General features: G+C 57.3%; 20 protein-coding genes and 1 pseudogene. 6 read left to right on the top strand and 15 right to left on the bottom strand.

All coding sequences use genetic code 11. From position 1 onward, the window contains the following. The 3 genes from NKJ18_RS32635 to NKJ18_RS32625 form a co-directional block, all read right to left on the bottom strand. Positions 1–557: IS256 family transposase (locus NKJ18_RS32635; protein WP_352761551.1), on the bottom strand; the 557-nt coding region annotated here is incomplete at its 3' end. An 809-nt stretch (positions 558–1,366) separates the two neighbouring features. Beyond that, positions 1,367–1,537: a hypothetical protein gene (locus NKJ18_RS32630; protein ID WP_245262835.1), complete on the bottom strand. Its 171-nt coding sequence runs from the start codon at positions 1,535–1,537 to the stop codon at positions 1,367–1,369. A 140-nt stretch (positions 1,538–1,677) separates the two neighbouring features. After that, complete coding sequence (locus NKJ18_RS32625; RefSeq protein ID WP_352761549.1) at positions 1,678–2,418, bottom strand: SDR family NAD(P)-dependent oxidoreductase; 741 nt, start codon at positions 2,416–2,418, stop codon at positions 1,678–1,680. Between the two features lie 359 nt (positions 2,419–2,777). Here NKJ18_RS32625 and NKJ18_RS32620 point away from each other — a divergent pair, with 359 nt between their 5' ends. After that, positions 2,778–2,990 carry a hypothetical protein gene (locus NKJ18_RS32620; RefSeq protein ID WP_023695016.1) on the top strand — a complete coding sequence of 71 codons (213 nt, stop codon included), beginning with the start codon at positions 2,778–2,780 and terminating at the stop codon, positions 2,988–2,990. An 89-nt stretch (positions 2,991–3,079) separates the two neighbouring features. Here the strand turns inward: NKJ18_RS32620 and NKJ18_RS32615 are convergent, their stop codons facing one another. Further along, a complete protein-coding gene (locus tag NKJ18_RS32615; protein WP_023695015.1) occupies positions 3,080–3,319 on the bottom strand; it encodes a hypothetical protein in 240 nt (79 codons plus the stop codon). 219 nt (positions 3,320–3,538) lie between these two features. Here NKJ18_RS32615 and NKJ18_RS32610 point away from each other — a divergent pair, with 219 nt between their 5' ends. After that, complete coding sequence (locus NKJ18_RS32610) at positions 3,539–4,537, top strand: hypothetical protein (protein ID WP_023690590.1); 999 nt, start codon at positions 3,539–3,541, stop codon at positions 4,535–4,537. Between the two features lie 146 nt (positions 4,538–4,683). Here NKJ18_RS32610 and NKJ18_RS32605 read toward each other — a convergent pair whose 3' ends face one another. From NKJ18_RS32605 to NKJ18_RS32595, 3 genes and pseudogenes are all read right to left on the bottom strand, one after another. Further along, on the bottom strand, positions 4,684–4,989 hold the full coding sequence (locus NKJ18_RS32605) for a hypothetical protein (protein ID WP_023673877.1): 306 nt from the start codon (positions 4,987–4,989) through the stop codon (positions 4,684–4,686). Next, positions 4,986–5,144 carry a hypothetical protein gene (locus NKJ18_RS32600; protein WP_155929886.1) on the bottom strand — a complete coding sequence of 53 codons (159 nt, stop codon included), beginning with the start codon at positions 5,142–5,144 and terminating at the stop codon, positions 4,986–4,988. The genes NKJ18_RS32605 and NKJ18_RS32600 overlap by 4 nt, the downstream gene beginning before the upstream one ends. Before the next feature lie 275 nt (positions 5,145–5,419). Further along, positions 5,420–6,285: pseudogene (locus NKJ18_RS32595) on the bottom strand (ATP-dependent DNA ligase). Positions 6,286–6,411: 126 nt separating this feature from the next. On the opposite strand from NKJ18_RS32595, the gene NKJ18_RS32590 reads away from it, so the two are divergent. From NKJ18_RS32590 to NKJ18_RS32580, 3 genes are all read left to right on the top strand, one after another. Beyond that, the gene (locus NKJ18_RS32590; protein ID WP_023815822.1) at positions 6,412–6,597 is read left to right on the top strand and encodes a DUF3606 domain-containing protein; all 186 of its coding nucleotides are present in this window, start codon (positions 6,412–6,414) and stop codon (positions 6,595–6,597) included. Positions 6,598–6,790: 193 nt separating this feature from the next. Beyond that, complete coding sequence (locus tag NKJ18_RS32585) at positions 6,791–6,985, top strand: hypothetical protein (protein WP_023699326.1); 195 nt, start codon at positions 6,791–6,793, stop codon at positions 6,983–6,985. Between the two features lie 41 nt (positions 6,986–7,026). Beyond that, complete coding sequence (locus NKJ18_RS32580) at positions 7,027–7,242, top strand: KTSC domain-containing protein (protein ID WP_352761546.1); 216 nt, start codon at positions 7,027–7,029, stop codon at positions 7,240–7,242. Positions 7,243–7,379: 137 nt separating this feature from the next. On the opposite strand, the gene NKJ18_RS32575 is transcribed toward NKJ18_RS32580, so the two are convergent. The 6 genes from NKJ18_RS32575 to NKJ18_RS32550 form a co-directional block, all read right to left on the bottom strand. Then, on the bottom strand, positions 7,380–7,664 hold the full coding sequence (locus tag NKJ18_RS32575) for a hypothetical protein (RefSeq protein WP_023673895.1): 285 nt from the start codon (positions 7,662–7,664) through the stop codon (positions 7,380–7,382). A gap of 825 nt (positions 7,665–8,489) precedes the next feature. Continuing rightward, a complete protein-coding gene (locus tag NKJ18_RS32570; protein ID WP_352522209.1) occupies positions 8,490–9,368 on the bottom strand; it encodes a YihY/virulence factor BrkB family protein in 879 nt (292 codons plus the stop codon). 1,140 nt (positions 9,369–10,508) lie between these two features. Further along, on the bottom strand, positions 10,509–10,751 hold the full coding sequence (locus NKJ18_RS32565) for a DUF982 domain-containing protein (protein ID WP_023669677.1): 243 nt from the start codon (positions 10,749–10,751) through the stop codon (positions 10,509–10,511). Further along, positions 10,751–10,981 (bottom strand): hypothetical protein, encoded by a 231-nt coding sequence (locus tag NKJ18_RS32560; protein ID WP_023690600.1) that lies wholly within the window; start codon positions 10,979–10,981, stop codon positions 10,751–10,753. Before NKJ18_RS32560 ends, NKJ18_RS32565 begins: the two co-directional genes overlap by 1 nt. 574 nt (positions 10,982–11,555) lie before the next feature. Then, a complete protein-coding gene (locus NKJ18_RS32555; protein ID WP_023706251.1) occupies positions 11,556–12,311 on the bottom strand; it encodes a Crp/Fnr family transcriptional regulator in 756 nt (251 codons plus the stop codon). Between the two features lie 464 nt (positions 12,312–12,775). Continuing rightward, a complete protein-coding gene (locus NKJ18_RS32550) occupies positions 12,776–12,898 on the bottom strand; it encodes a hypothetical protein (protein WP_245261978.1) in 123 nt (40 codons plus the stop codon). A gap of 368 nt (positions 12,899–13,266) precedes the next feature. Between NKJ18_RS32550 and NKJ18_RS32545 the strand changes: the two genes are divergently transcribed. Continuing rightward, positions 13,267–13,539 carry a hypothetical protein gene (locus tag NKJ18_RS32545; RefSeq protein WP_023690703.1) on the top strand — a complete coding sequence of 91 codons (273 nt, stop codon included), beginning with the start codon at positions 13,267–13,269 and terminating at the stop codon, positions 13,537–13,539. Positions 13,540–14,185: 646 nt separating this feature from the next. Here the strand turns inward: NKJ18_RS32545 and NKJ18_RS32540 are convergent. After that, positions 14,186–14,554, bottom strand: a complete 369-nt coding sequence (locus NKJ18_RS32540) for a VanZ family protein (RefSeq protein WP_245261975.1) — start codon at positions 14,552–14,554, stop codon at positions 14,186–14,188. A 703-nt stretch (positions 14,555–15,257) separates the two neighbouring features. After that, the gene (locus NKJ18_RS32535) at positions 15,258–15,503 is read right to left on the bottom strand and encodes a hypothetical protein (RefSeq protein WP_023673947.1); all 246 of its coding nucleotides are present in this window, start codon (positions 15,501–15,503) and stop codon (positions 15,258–15,260) included. Positions 15,504–15,905 lie beyond the last annotated feature (402 nt).

Below are 15,905 nucleotides of genomic sequence, written 5' to 3'. Positions count from 1 at the left end.
ATACCGACCGCGATCAGCACCGCCTGGCTCATGACAACACCGGCTTCACGCACCTTCTCGTAGCGCGCATCGAGGATGAGGTAAGGAAACGGCTCCTGAGGTCGTTCGGCAAACGCCTTCAGGCTCTCGTCCAAGCGCTTGTTGATGGCCGAGATCGACGAAGCCGAGAAGGCATGACCGCACAGCTCTTCCGTGATCGCCTTGACCTTGCGGGTCGACACGCCCTGGACATACATCTCCGCAAGCGTTGCCACCAAGGCCCGCTCCGAACGCTGGTAGCGCTCGAACAGCTCGGTGGAGAAGTGACCCGCCCGGTCCTGTGGAACCCGCAGCTCAAGCTTGCCCACCCGGGTGACCAGGGTGCGGCCGTAGTAACCCGAGCGATAGCCAAGGCGCTCAGGCGTGCGTTCGCCCTTCGAAGCACCCAGCGCCTCCTCCATCTCGGCCTCGAGAACCTCCTGCATTACCGCACGGATCACTTCGTGCAGCCCCTCCGGGTTCGAAAGCAGAATGTCTTTGACGGCAGCGCTGGTCGATTTACCTTCTGTCTTGGTCATGGTGGCGTTCCTTCCAGGGAATCGGTGACGTTGAACATCACCAGCCTGCCATGACCGCCCTCTCTCAGCGAATTTGCAGAACTCTCAGCACACTACCTTCCCTACTCGCAATGCGACGCGCGCTTCACGCCCTGCCTGTGATCGGTATGACTGAGATGGGGCCGCAAGCGGACCGTCAGCTTCGCGGTGAAAATCCTCAGAAAGCGGCCAGCATGTAGTCGTCGCACGGCTGAAAGAGAGGCGTGACGGGCGAGGAATAGGTCTGGTTTCACCTGATCACCTACGCAGGCAGTTCGACGATCATTGAGCGGCGAGAACGCGGCCCGAGGCAGGAGCTTTGAGCGTCCGATTTTTCACGATCGACCTTCAGGCTCGTCGAGCGCATCGTCTCGACGTTACTGCCGAAACCGAGCCTCCATGCCGGCGCCCTGGGGAGGCAAGACAGCCAGCAACTGGACGGCTCGGGGATTTAGCACCGTTCACCCAGAGCTTTTTGTCGAGATGCAGGCGTATCCGCTGGCTTTCTGCGAAGGACAGCGCAAACGATTCAGGCCGAATGAGCGTGTAATTTCCTGGTCGGTCTCTATGATGCGGACGACCCTACCCATTCGCCACTGGCTCCGACTACTTCCACGCAAGGCGTGGCCCTGCGAATTGGCACCACCTTGCCCATCACATCCTCCCTACGAAACGCAATGGGAAGTCGATTTAAGACCGTCGTAGTCGGTAGTTCAATAACTAATGCTTGCTCGGAATCGGACGAGCCATCCTGGATGGGCAGTACGAAGGCTGGTTGAATGGCTAACTTGTCATGCCACCTCGGTCAGGCGAACCTTCGGGGACCTCCCGTGATATAGCCTATGCTTCAGGTTGTTGGCATTCAGGATGGCTGCCAGCTCTTCAGCATACTCCATGTCGGGAAGGTCGACAGAAGGGTGGCCCACCATAATAGCCGGCTGCCCGGTGAACACGTCGAACACCGTCCACGTCCCATCCGGTTCCCGCCTTACCTCGTACCGCAGAGTTGCCATGAGGGGATCACATAGGTCGCCGTTTAGGGGTGGGAGTATTTGGTCCACGGTGACGCCGGGCCACCTGAAAGCACCGAGACAGTCGGCGCTTAGTAACGCGCCCGCCCACCCGACATGTCGAATACCGCGCCGGTATTGAAGTTGCTGGCGTCCGAGCACAGCCAGGCCACCATGTGAGCAACTTCTTCGACCCGGCCGAGCCGGTTCATTGGACTATCGGCGATCATTGTCTCGACAGCTGCGACCCCGAGGTTTCGGATCATGTCAGTATCGATTGGCCCAGGAGCGACGCAGTTCACGCGTATGTTTGTATTGGCAACCTCACGCCCAAGCGCCTTTGTGAAGACTACGATACCTGCGCTGGAGGCTGAATAGGCGGCAAGGTTGGCAAGTCCTTCCTTGCCCGCCAAAGAGCCCATATTGACAATGCGGCCAACACCCCATTTTCGCATGTGGGGCAAAACCAACTGCGTCACTTGCATCGTGCCGATCAGATTGGTTTCGATGATGCTTCGCCAGTCTGCAGGTTCGTGTTGGTCAAACGGGTGAAGGGTTCCTAGATAACCGGCGTTGTTAACCAGAAAGTCTATACGCAGGCCACGATCGACGATCATGTTGATCGCATGGGTTACCTGATCGCGGCTGGTAATATCGACCTTCGTAGACACCACACCCTTCAGTTCGATCTGATCTCGATCCCACACGTGCACTGAAGCACCCGACGCTACAAGGCGCTCTACGATTGCCTTGCCGATACTCTTTGCTCCGCCGGTTACGACGGCTGTCTTGCCAATGAGGTCATATGATACCGGCACAAAGCCCCCATTCATGTGTGTTCACACGGGATAAGTTTAGCAGGATCGCATATTTTCGCCAGCGGCCAGATGGTCTGGGGGGCGCCGGAGCCAGCTATGACCTGATCGGTAGCGAGCTCCAGATCGTACACAGCTTCGCCTTGCGGCGCCGCCTGGCGCTTTTCGTCACCTTTTCCTGTTCAGATGCCTCTTGGCAGGTCAAGGGGGCTAGACGATGTTGTTCTTTGTCCCGCTCTCCTGCGGCGACACGCCATTGCCCAGTTTGAAAGAACCAAAGAGACAATCAGGACAGGCCGGCGATATTTCGATGAAGGGCTTTCGCCATTAGTTAGCGCAGGCTAATATGCGTTCTTCGCGGTCAGAGAGCCGCCTGCATGTTGGGCAGAGATGCTTTAGCACCTGATACAATCGTGCCAGCCGCGATGCCTATCCCAATTTGCCTTGGCGTCTTCCCCGACGGGCTCTGGCTAGAAGCATTCCAAACCGATCAGGATATCCGTGCCTATTGGAGAGGCTATGCCCTTGCGGGCACGGTGTGCGCCGTTTTGCTGATCATCGAGCTTGTGACAATTCACCTGCTGCTCTGACGTAGCAGCGCTGTCTTGATGGCGCTATCGCCGTAGCGGTCGGACCGCTCTAGTGCGCCTTCTCCGCCTCCATCGTTGAGCAGTCAATTTCAGCTCGAGCGGGCTGGACGAGGGGAGCGCGGGCGCATGACCGTGGTGCCTACATTCGTCGTGACCACGCAGCCCACCTCATATCGGCCGACCACCACGCTTCCGCTTGCATAAGCCTCGGCGCGAATTCGATCTTGCAGCGTTTCGGGACCGAGTTCTGAAGCTGCGATAACGCCCATCTGCTCCATGACCGGAGCCATGGTCGCTGCGAGATTGGAGATCAGATCAATGCCGCTCATACTGTCTGATCCACCTCCGGCGAGAGCACTTACCGCCTGGCCCCGGCCGGCATTTCGTTCGATTGGAAGCACCGGCGCAATGTCGCCGCGGACTAGCGTCCGTCATCTGCCCTGCCGTATGCATTCGGAGTAATGCCACCAACTGCGGTCCATGGTATGGTCCCGAGCGCACGCAGTGGCGCCTGATAAACAATCAGGAGTGAACGGGAGTGGCGGCCATTGAGGCGCTATAAGAAGTTTATTTTGCATTGCGGAATTCACAAGACTGGAAGCTCTTATCTTCAGGCGAGCCTGGCCTCCAATCGGGATCTGTTGGCGGGGAACTCGATCCATTACCCCGACCCCCACGACCCGGCCAATGAAGCGTTCGGGCCGCAGCACAGCATAGCCGCAATCGGTTACGACGACAGCAAATCGTTTGAGCAGAACGTTGGCGCGTTCTTCGCACTCGATTCCGATTGCGAGACGTTGCTGATGTCAGGCGAGGAATTTTCGCGAGCCAGCACTCATCCATCTTTTTTTCAGGGTCTGTTGGATATTGGCGCCGAGGTGAAGGTGGTGTTCTATTTGCGGCGCTTCGATCACTTGCTTGAGAGCGTGTATGCGCAATGCGTCAAAGACTACCTGACGGGCCCCATCGAAGTCGCGGAATATCAACTTGATTTCTACGAAATCCTGCGACCGTTTGTTGAGGCGCTCGGACCTGATCGTGTTGTCGTTCGACCATACAACCCTAAATTTTGGCCCGGCGAATCGATCGGTCAGGATTTCTTCTCTGCAATTGGCTTGCCTCACCTCTGGGGCGCCATGAGGAAGCCGGCCGGCCGGATCAACGAAAGTCTGTCACGGCCGGAAACATACATGATTTCAGTTACTGAAGGCATCGCTGAAAAGCAGCGCTTGATGGACCACTTCCGAGCCCGGCCTTTCCCGGACTGCGACAGGGCCAAGTTCTTCCGGTCACCCGATTTTCGCTTTGACTTCAACCTGAGATACATCGGCTTGAACTCTGGCGTCGCCGCCCTCAATGGCGGGGTGGACATCACCGAGTTTCTCGATCTGGCCAACGTCGATGATGATCCACATTGGCAAGCGTTCGACCCGAACGACCCTCAGATAGTCGACTATCTTGAAACCTTCAGGGCCAAGCATTCGGACTTAGACGGTGGGGATGATTGGGAAGTGCGTGAAGATGGCATCGAGGGGATGCGCTTTTAGGGCGCGGATAATCGGGCGGAAACACTTACCCAACCGTAGGGTAAGGGCCGCTAGCTAAAAGCCCGCCAACCTTTCGGTGGGCGGGCCTCTACTGTCGGAACTGGAGAGTGTCATGTCGACAGCTCCGGCACTTGCGAACGGTTTGGTTAGTGGCGCCAGATCAGCAGGCAGAGCTGGCGCAGGTCACGATCATAAACGCCCCGGCTCTCGATCACGTCGATGCAGCGCTTCTTGAACCGAGTGATTTCGGCGCTCGACATAGCGTCGACAATGCGAGGCAGATCCGTATTGGTCGGATGGTCGGGGGACTCGGTTCCGACAGTGGCACCGCTCGTGCCAGTGGGGGCAGTGGTTCCGTCGTCGCCAACTGCGGCGTTCGCCGGCATGCAAAGATTTGCGAGAACGGCTCCAATCGCCATGCTTCCCACCAGGATCTCAAAAATCTTTGTCATAATTCGCATCCAGGATGGCCCCTTTTCCAAACCAAGGCCGGCGGGATTTTGCTCGCAACCAGCGGGACGGTGACAGTCGTTGAGTGATTGATTGGGTATTGATCGAAAAACGGGAACGCGATCAGATAGGCGTAGTCGGCGGTAAGATGTGCCATGCGGAAACCTCCGCTGGCGGCATCAATTATCATCCACGACATCCTCCAATATCCGGGTGAAGGTGCTGAAAGACATAGCTCATTAGAAAGCACGGATAGATGAATGAATGTCTAAAAACTCCTTTCCTATTCTTTGCAATGACAGTGTTAGGCGTCCTTAGCCGTGTTAACCGTTGATCAGCGTGAGGCGAGTTCCTGCGGTATCGCGTTCAGCTCGGCCTTTGCGGCGTTGGGATGCGCGCCTCTCGCAAAAGCGATGGCCAGTTGTGGAGCTGCTATTTGTTCTCCTCGCGGAAGTCCTGCAGCGATGCATGCCGCAGGTCATCCTCCACACGCAAGTGCTTCACGCGGCCGATCAGCCCGGCTTGACCCATTGCGTCGCAGGCCGCTTCATGACGCCCTTGGGCGCCGTGCCTGGGTGCTCCTGGACGCGTTTCCATAGCCTCTCGCGCATTTCCCGGTTCAAGGTGACGAATGCGCTGCCGACATAGCGCCCGGTGCCGCGCTCAGCCATCAGAGCGAAAGCCGGCTTGCCCGCTTCACGCTCGACGCCGAGCAGATCGAACTCGTCAATCGCATAGCACTTGGCCTTCAGCCAGTTGGTCGACGGACCGCTTCGGTATTTGCTGTCCTTCCGCTTCGACACCATGCCTTCAAGTCCGGCCTTGTCGAGCAAGTGAAAGATGGCCTTGGCTTCCCCCGGCAAGGGCTCGCTGAACTGAATACGCCCGCCGGGCTCGATCATGCCGGCCAGGATCTCGCGCCGCTCCTCTAGCGCCATATCGCGCAGATCGTGGCCGTTAAGATGAAGCAGATCAAAGGCAACAAAATACAAGTCGTGCTGCCGGCGGGTAATGGCTTTGCGCAGCGCTGCGAAGTCCGAAAGGCCCTTGTCGTTCAGAACGACTATCTCGCCGTCGACAATGGCGCTTTCGGCACCAAGGCGCTTGGCCTCTCTCACCAGGTCGCGATATTTCGCCGTCCAGTCGTGGCCGTTGCGCGTATAAATGCGTGTGCCGTCTTCATCGATGATCATCTGCGATCGGTAGCCGTCGAACTTGACCTCGTGGGTCCAGCCTTCACCCTCGGGAGGGTTCTCCACAAGGGTCGGCATCAACGGCTCGATGAACTTCAAACGCATGCACTGATCCGCCCTCCGGCGATTCAATAAGATTAAGCTAAAATAGTTCCGAAACTGGAAATCAGCCTCTTGGGTGCAACAAACTCGTCAACTCGGCGTTGCGGGATGAGCGAAGGAGGAATCGATATGGCCGACGACAAGAGCAAGCGGGACTTCCGCGATCGGGACCGGGTCTCGGCCGATGAGGATTATGAAGTCGAGTATTTCGCAACAAAGACCGGCATCACACCCCAGCAGGTGAAAGAGCTGATCGCGAAGCACGGCAACCAACGCGAAACGCTGGAGCGAGAAGCGAAGGCTCTGCGGAAATAATGACCAGGCTATCGGATCTCGGCAGACCAATAATTGGGCACCGACATGAAGGCCCGCCCGCGAGCGAGCTCGATCATTTCATGCCTTGCCCTGTTTGCGGCCAACAGATCGACATGTGCGATTTTCGCCAGGTCGCTTATCATTCCGATCCGGATCACGATCAGCCTATCGAACTAGACGCCTAGGAACAAAAGTGCCGAAATACCACGTTGAGGAAATGGACGGCGATACCGTGACGGCTACCCACATCGTCAACGCGACAACGCCGATCAGGGCGGCGCGGGAAGCGACAGAGCGCGACATCACTCTGCGCACCACCGAGCCCATCTGGATCAGGGTTGCCGACGAAAAGCGCGGCCACATATTCGAATACAGTTTCAGCCTGTAGCTGGCGATCCAACTCGGCTAGCTGAGTTTGGATGGCATACCATGCCGTCGACTTCGATACGCAAGTTCGACTATGACCCGAACACCAGGGTTCTCTCGGTTTGGTTTGTAGCGAGCGGGAAGCATTACGAGTTTTTGGACGTACCTGCTGAGGGCAAAGCTGCCTTTGCCAAGGGCGTCTATTTTAACAGCCACATCCGCAATCGTTATGCATTCCGGCTCGCGGCAGGGAGGGCAGCAGCCGCGTCGGGCGATTGACAGAATTTCAGATTCGAGGCGGCCCGCGCCATCCCAGGGGAGCAACTGTGCGAATTGACCCAAGTTCCGAGGGCAAAACTAAAAAGCCCGCCGGCCGGGGCCAGCGGGCGCGTATTATACTAAGCTAGGTGTTGGGTCTATTTGCCCATCATCATCGCAGCTTTGCAGAAGTTTTCATGGGCCTTCGCAATATCTGCGTCAGCGCAGTCCTTCATCACCGCGTCCTTATCCTCCTGAGACATAGCCGACCAAGCGGTTTTCGCTTCGGCCTCAGACTTCATGGTCTTCATGCTGCTGTCCGTGAAGAAAGGAGACATTTTTGCAGGATCGTCGAGCGCAGACGTGCCAGTGGAACTGCCGGCAAAGGCCGATCCGGTCATAAGGGCAAATGTCGCGCCGAGAATGAGCATTTTCGAATTCATCAAAATTCCTCCGAATGCAACTGCTTGAATGCAGCCGTGCTAATTCAACGCTTGCGGGTAGAAAGGGTTTCCAGCCAAATTGAAAATTGTAGAAATTGCTACCGATATTTCGTCGTCAACCTAGGAGGAATTGGCCCGCAAGTTCGGTCAAGGCGGCCGGCGGCCACCATCGATGCTGCAATTGCCTGGCCGGTTGCCCCGGACTTGTTCAGGGATGGCCCGCGCTTGCTTCCGAGCGCGGGCCGACCATGATGAGTGAGGGGCGATCTTGGTCACCGGCAGGACCGCTTAAGAACGAGCCGGGTGTGACCGAACAGCCTCAGGGTGAGGATGTTCCCGACTGACGCAAAAAAGCCCGCCAGCGTGAGCCAGCGGGCAATCGGCCTTGAGTATACTAGAACGAGTTCCCCGGCTCGCTCGTTGAGAGGCATGAAAGACAAATGGGAATCTGACCACCAGTTCGTCGAAGGCGCCCGCCGTAGCCAGCGATGGGCGGAGAGAGAACTTGAATCCCTACAATCGACCATCCAAGAGACGCGCCGTGTCCTAGAGGCTTCACGGAAGCTCTTGGAAAAAATTGCCGAGCGCGAAGACCATACGCAGCCGTAGGGAATGGCCGGTGCAGTTGGGCATGCTTGTGGGCTTAACCGCACCGATATTGCATAAGTCACGGCTGATGGGCAAACCCACGGCCAGTACTTTCCGTGCAGGTGGACAGCTCGCCGGGCGAAGACCCCAACCACCTCGATCCCGGCGAGCCTAGACCTGATCAGAGTACGCGATCAGGACCGGGGATCAGCCGGCGATAGTGGCATCTCTTGCAGGTCAACCATTGTGAAGCACAGCTTCCTGATCGGACCTGCTGCCGTGTCGAATGGAATAGGCGCGAGTGATTTCCGCACCAAAAAGAAAAATTTCCGCCGAGTAGTAAGCCCACAACAGGATGACGAGCAGCCCACCGGCGGCCCCATATGAGGCCGCGACCGCGCTGGAGCCTATATACCAACCGATAAGCGATTTCCCGAGCGTGAACAGGGCAGCAGTCACAACAGCGCCAATCCAGACATCCCGCCATTCCAGGGTTCGATCAGGCAAGATCTTGAAGATGGCAGCGAAAATAGCTGCGAGGAGGACAAAAGAAACGACCGCGTTGATAACGCCCAGGACAAGTGTCCCGAACGGCAACTGTGCGTTGATGAGGTTGCCTAGGGCCGAAATCGCCGCGCTCGCGACTAGAGAGACGAGCAACATGAAGCCAAGTGCGGTGACCAGTCCCAGACTTACCGCACGTGCGCGCACCAGGCGCGACAACGAACTTCCCTGCGCTTCGACCTTCCATATCATGTTCAAAGACTGCTGTATTTCGCCGAAGACCCCGGAAGCGCTCACAAGCAAGGTGATGATGCCAATCACCGCCGGCCAAGTGCCGCCGGATGGCTTTTCGGATGCGCTCTTCAGTGCGGTTTGCAGGATATTTGCGCTTTCTGTACCCATCATCCCTGTGATTTGGGCGGACAATGCCGCTTGCGCTGCCTCGTGACCGAATGCGAGACCCGCAATTGCAACCACGATGAGCAGAATTGGCGCCAACGATGTTGTGGCATAAAAAGCGATTGCTGCGCCATGGCTGAGAGCATTGTCGTTGACGAACCCAACGACGGCTTCTCGCACCATTGCCCATGCATTTGTGATCCCGCGATGCATTTTTCGCCCCAGTCGAATTGGCGTTCACTAGCAATGCACCAGCACATGTGATGTTCCGGTTGCGGGCTGTGGCAGGAGTTTCGCACCGACTTCCGCGGAGGGTCGCCGGCATAGAACTTCCGCTCCGATGCGCTCGCATCGCCTTCGCCCCCATTTCGGGACGCGCATTTGATAATGGTTTTCTCAAGATCATTTTAGTTCGTTCGGAAACCATAGAAGCGGAGGCTGGCTCGTTTGCACCGACAAGGACAACAGCACGGAGGAGGTGTTGGAGGCGGCGCAGGAAGCTGGCGTGCATCCTGCGATCTCCGCCGGCCGCTGGCGGTACGAGCATCCGGACTATCGCCGCTTTTCCAAGCTGATTGGTCGAGGTGAGATTAAAACCGTCCTGAGCCTCAATATCGCTTTGAGGCGCCAAAGCTGCCAACGCGGTACCACCGTGTCTGCTTTCAGGCAGCGGCAACCAACGTCGTTGCGGCCAAGATCGCGCCACCAGCGGAATGGCACCTTTCCGCTGGTTTGCACCAGAAGCAGACCTTCTGCTCTCGTTCCATATACTGCCGGACCGCATGCGCCTCATATCGGTCATTCAGAATTAGCAGCCGCCTCTTTTCCGATGCCAACGCCTGAGCCTTTTGTGAGACCTAGGCGCAGCTTGCCGGCCGCAGCCTGTCCCAATTGGGACGAATAGTTGGCACCCATATTGCAAATCTACTACTCCTAAAGCTGCCGGACCGCTCTCGTGATGAGCCGCCAGTCGGCTAAGCGCCTCGTCGGTCTTTGAGCTGGCCCCAGCGGATCCCAAAAGCAGAAATTCGAGCGTACAGGCGACGTGAGGGAGGATACCCGAACCCGCGTGAACGAGGCTGTAAGGTCGATCGGATTTCAGTTCAATCGACAAGCAATTGATTTTCGCCGGGGTCGTTCCGATTCGCTTATTGTTCTGGTGTCGGACATCGCGAACCCGTTCTTTCCGGTATTCTTCAAGGGATCGAAAAGGAAGCTCGGGAACGAAGCACAATAGGTAACACAAAAGGTCAAAACAGAGCAATGGCCACAGCCGTTTGCGTCAGATTATTCAAGTTAATTCGCCGACCGCCAACGCGAACAGACGCGCATGGTCCCGTCCGTATAGCGTTGTTAATCCGGCAGTAGCATCTCCTCTTCATCGGCTGCGGCTTCGAACAGCAGCCGGAAGTCGTTACCCGGCATTTTGCCATCCATCGCAGATAGGCAAGCCTCAGCCGCCAGCCGCCACTTGGGGCCACGATTGGACCACTTTAGAAGCTCCTCCGCGGCGGCATCAACTCGGTTGACACCAAGGCGAAGCCCCGGGCGCTCAGTCTTCACATAAACCGGAGGGTTGAACCAGCGGTGGGGCATCAAGCCTCTCGAACGTCAAAGGCGATGAACAGTCCCCAAACGGAGGCTGAATTGACGATCATTCCGACCAACTGGCAGTCAGTCTCACGAAGATCATGGCCGCGCTCGCGCACCGCTGCAATGGTCGCCTTCAGGGAAATTATATTGCCCGGTTGAGAACCCAACAGGACCTCGCGGACCAGCTCCTTGGCCGTTTGCTGCACAGGCCGAACAGGTGCTTGAACGTCCATCCCATCCTCCCAGAGAGATAGAACCTCACCAGCTATTCTGTGGGTCACTTTCCGAAAAAGGCAAGAGCCGGAAACGTACAAAGCAGGTTGCCGCAAACACCCCATTTTGGAACGGGACCCGCCCTTTGCTCATTATGGGTGGAATCAATTTTTGAATGCAAATCCAAGGAATTTACGCCGTGCTCGCCAAGGATGGACAAAGCGGAGGAGTTCTATACCCGGCTTTTCGAGCGGAGGCCTGATGATCGTCCCATGGACGTGTTGATCCAATGGCGCAACGTCGCAGGCGCGAACTTGCAAATCTTCCATGATAAACGGCGAATGATAAAAAGCCCGCTGACGTCTGGCGACGCTGCAGGGATGGCCCGCGCCTGCTTCGGAGGCTGCGCGGGCCGACCATGACGAGTGGAGAGGACATCTTGGTCACCGGCACGGACCGCTGAAGAACGAGCCAGCTGTGGCCAAACAGCCTCAGAGCGGGAATGTTCCCGCCTGACGCAAAAACACCGTGGCTCAGCCGGCGGGCTCCGTTGCAGGGGCACTCAGGATAGTGCCACGGGCGCGGCGTCTGGGGTCAATGCAGTTTGCCGACTAGCCGAGCGTATTCGGCTTCAGCCCTGCCATATGACCCATCAGCCAGCGCAATCAGACGCGCTCGGTCAAGAATGACTACCTCTCCTCGCATTGAGCGTATCAGACCTTGGCCCTCCAAGGTTTGCAGCGCTATGGTGACGCCGGGCCGCCTGACACCGAGCATAACTGACAAGAACTCGTGCGTAATCGCAAAGCTGTTCCCGTCGACGCGATCATCGCACATCACCAGCCATCTTGAGAGCCTGTCGACGATGTTCATCCGGGCATTGCTGAGCGCGGTGAAGCTTGCCTGGAGGTGAAAGTAGTGAACGTAGCGGAGCAGAAAACTTCGCAGGGTTGGGCTTGTCAAAAGCGCCTTGGTGAAGAGGCCCGCGTCGATAACAAAGGCTCGGGCCTCTAATTGGACGTAACAATCGTGCGTTGACCGGTCATCGCCCATGATAAGCGCTGAGCCGGTCATACCCTCACAACCTATGATTCCGATCTCAGCTTCAATACCAGGCCGCAGTTCGCCCACCACTGACCCGAGACCGCTCTCGAAGAAGTACACGGTTCTGATTGGAGACCCCGCCACTTCGAGATGCGTCTTCAGTCCAAGGGAGACGCTTTCCAAATGAGGTTGCAGCAAGGCCAAATCTGCCGAGCACATTCGAAGCAGCAGCGAATTGCGATAGATGGAATTTTGGCGGGTGTCGCATTGCGCGGCAGTGTGAGTTCGTGAACTGGAGTCTGTCATAGCTCCCTCTCCCTATTGGGGCGGAAGCATGTTGATCGCTCACAGCCGACGGACGCCCTTAGAGTTGCCGTCGATAGCACACTGTATGCCTGCGGGCCGCGGATGTCCCATTTATTAACAACTGCGTTGATCAGCGCGAGCCAAGCTTTGGCGCGCCCGCGCTAAGACGGCATTCAGATACTCCAGGAATTCGTCATCGCTTTTCGTTGACAAGCCGACTTGTCGAGCGCGAGTCACAATGCGCTCCTGGAGTGAAACCGCTGTCTCATAGTGGTCCACGATCATCTGAAATGAAGCGCTCACTGGGGCGGATTCAAAGAGCTGTGCCATTGTGGCAATGTAGTTCCAAGATGATGAGAGTCGATGCGGCCGCTGCTTTGCGTAACAATCGTACAATGTGCTCAAGAATGTGCGGTTACCGGATCTAGACGGCCTATCCGGAGGTGGTGTGGAATTCTGCTGACTTAGCAGCACGGATAGAACTCGTGATCCGCCACGCAGCACGCGCCAGATAGGACCAATAGGGCGTAACTAGCGACGCGAGCGCCGCCGCTGCGATGCAGTGAGCCGAATGCGCCGAGGCCCATCAACTTCCACCGGGTCACCTCGGCAGTGGCCGCCTTCACCCCGGTCATGTCTTCGCTGAGCGATTCACCGCGTCTTCAGCCTTGGCAAAACGCTGCACCAGCTTGTCGGTCTTGGCGTACATCTTCGATCGGCTGGCGGCTGGGCGCTGCTCGGATTGCTCGTAAGAGAGCGCGGCTCAAGCATCGCTGTCGTTTAATGTTGCGCCGGATCTCGGTTGCGTCTCGCTGAACGCCCTCCATGGACGCCCTTCATCGTGGGTCCACCAGGGCTTTCTTGTTGTCTGAATAGCCGCCTTCGTGCGCGAGCACCTTGGCAGGCGCTTTCTTTTCGCGCGAAATTGCCATCGTTTTCAAGCGGGAGGGTCGGGATGCAGATTTTCGATGACATCGAGGCGCTGCTGGATGCGGGTGAAGCCTCGACGGCACTTAAGGAAGTGCGGGCGCTGGTGCATCAATTTGGGCGCGGGTCCAGTGTCTTGGCGGGCGCGATCGACGACCTCATTATTGACCTGTCGACGCTATCATTCGTCGCCGATGCTTACGGAGGCCGCATCGCAGAGGCGGCGCGCATGTTGGCCCGAAAAAGACTATTGAAAATCAAGTTGCTCGCACCTCGTCAAAGCGTTGAAGTGGTCAGCTAGAGATTGGTGGTCGCTACGAAAAACGTGTAGACCTGCTCGGTGCTCCGACGCATCGAAACCTCTCGCCATCATCGGTTCCGTGCGGACGAAAGAGCCGCCTGACCCTGCGACCAGATGAAAGCTTGGACTTGCGGCAGACCGCAAGCAGTTGGAGCTTGAATTGCCGACACACTCTCAGGAACCGTTGCCGGGATCGCACTCCATTGGTCGTCGGCCCAGATCCGGCGCGCCTCGCTTAAGGTGCCGGTCGAATATGGCCAGCTTCTCTTCGTAGCCGATCCGCACTCTGGACCTGCAACTATCGCATTTGAAACCGGCAATCGTTTTCAGCCAGGATCCCCTTCTCACCATAGGGCGTGAACAGGAGGGGCATTGGAATTCTAAAGGTACGTCGCGCAGTTCATTTGATAGAGGCACTGTGCATGTTCTCCTCAGCGGCACGGCCACTGCAACAAAGTAGAAGGAGAAATGTTTCCGGATTCGGCCATTTGCGGGAAAGAATCGGACCTAAGTCTAAATGGTGAGCGGCCCTGAAACCCATCGGCCTTTGCGTCGGAAATTAAAAATAGCGAGGGTTCGAAGGCGGCCGCGGGCGTGAGGCTGGCAAGTGGGCCAAGACGGCGGCGGTAAGGCGGAGCTGTGGCGATCAAATAACCGGTTCGCCCAGAATCTCGTTCACCCAGCTCATGGTTCTCAGCCCGTATGCCATTCCGGCGCAGTCGGCAAACCAGTCGAAGACACTCATGTCACGCCCTGTGACGCTTTGAAGGATTTCGATCGCTGCGCCCGTAAAAGCAAGTAGAACCGCCAGCCGGACCACCTGTTGGGGCCAGCCGAGGCTACCCAAAGCCGACAAGGTGGCGAACGCGGCGGCGTGGTTGAGCTTGTCGTGATGAGACGTAAAGGCCAACGCGTGCAGCAAGTGGTCTGGCAATAGCGCGAGCAACAGGACGACCGCCAACGTGGAGAGAAAGGCAGCCCTTGCCATGCTCTGATAAAAGCTCGACTGCGGCAATCTATCCGCAGCACTCCCGGTTCCTAGTTCTCGCTTCCGATACTGGCGCACTAGGCAGAGCTCCAACCTGCATCTGAGCTACGAGCGCGAACAACTGGCATGCTTAACAGGCCTCCTGATGTCATCAGGAAGTTCCATGAAACAGCCTATGTCACTCTGGATGGTTCCATAGGGCGCTGCGAATGTCGCCCTCCATTGTGATGAGGCCGAGGGTTTCCTGCCGAAAAGGCGCGGCGGAATAGGCGAGCCATTGGTACCGCTTGCGCCCAGGTGCGATGCGTATCGTGCTGGGCGGGAGCGGAACTCTTTCCAGCCTTGGCCCAGCTGTGCAGCCGGGCCGACGCCCTTCTGAATTCAATTATCGCCGGCGTCGCGGCTAAAAGACGAAACCGCTGTTTAGTCTGGTCATCCCTGCCTTGGTGATCTCGCCTCTACATATTCCAATCCTAGACGCTAGGCCAGCAGCGGCCACTCGCGGCTGTCCATCAACAATCCCAAACATCAGGTCGCGGTTATATACAAAAAAGCCGGCCACCTTTCGGCAGCCGGCCAGTGCAAACAAGGAAGGGAACGTTGCACTGATGGGGCAGTGCACCGTCCGAAGCGTTTCCAGGCGACAATGTTCCACCGATGAGAGAACAAAGAAGGCTTCACCGCCAGCGCACATTCCCCTTAGCTGCGCTGTATTGCCAGCGGCTAGTCTCTAAAGGCCTTTAACCAGCCACGGATCGGTGTCGTATCCGAGGCGCGGCTTTTCCGGCGTTCCATCGGCCGGCAATTTGGCGGTTCCGGTCGGCCTGCAGTCCAGTTCGAGCACCTGCTTCTTGGCAGAGTGCTTCGTAGAGCAAAGGTCCGTGGCGTCACTCACCACCACCTTCTTCTCCTTGGCTATAGCGACACCAGTCCCAGCGATCACGATCGCCGCGCAAAACACAGCTACTCTCATCATACTCCCCACCGTTGCTCCTCCCCAAAAATGCTGAGCATGACGTTACGGCACATTTAAATTAGCGCAAGCGAATATTAGCTTGACTAGTCCCCTTCACATCGGCTCTGGTCGCCTCCCCTTGCTGCTGCGCCTTGCGAAACCGGCAGCGCGATATGCTAGGATGGGCGCATGCCTGCTCATGACCGGGCGGCCGCTGTTAACGACTTGAGCTTGACATGGCAGAAGGCTGCAGCCGTCAAGTTTCCCAAGTCGTCGTGGCGATGAACGATCGCGTCGAGGATCGCTTACCAAGCGGCGTTTACTAAGTTGGTTGTGTGCGTCAAGTTCTGCAAAATGGGGCGGCCATGATGCTGGTCATGCGGCTTGTCGCAGAGCGAGCTTCTTGTGCTCGCGCAGGTCGTC

The sequence above is a fragment of the Mesorhizobium sp. M0217 genome (assembly GCF_040321955.1).
Classification (GTDB): Bacteria; Pseudomonadota; Alphaproteobacteria; order Rhizobiales; family Rhizobiaceae; genus Mesorhizobium.
The sequence above is the reverse complement of the archived record's forward strand: the minus strand, read 5'-3'. Positions and strand labels throughout refer to the sequence as shown.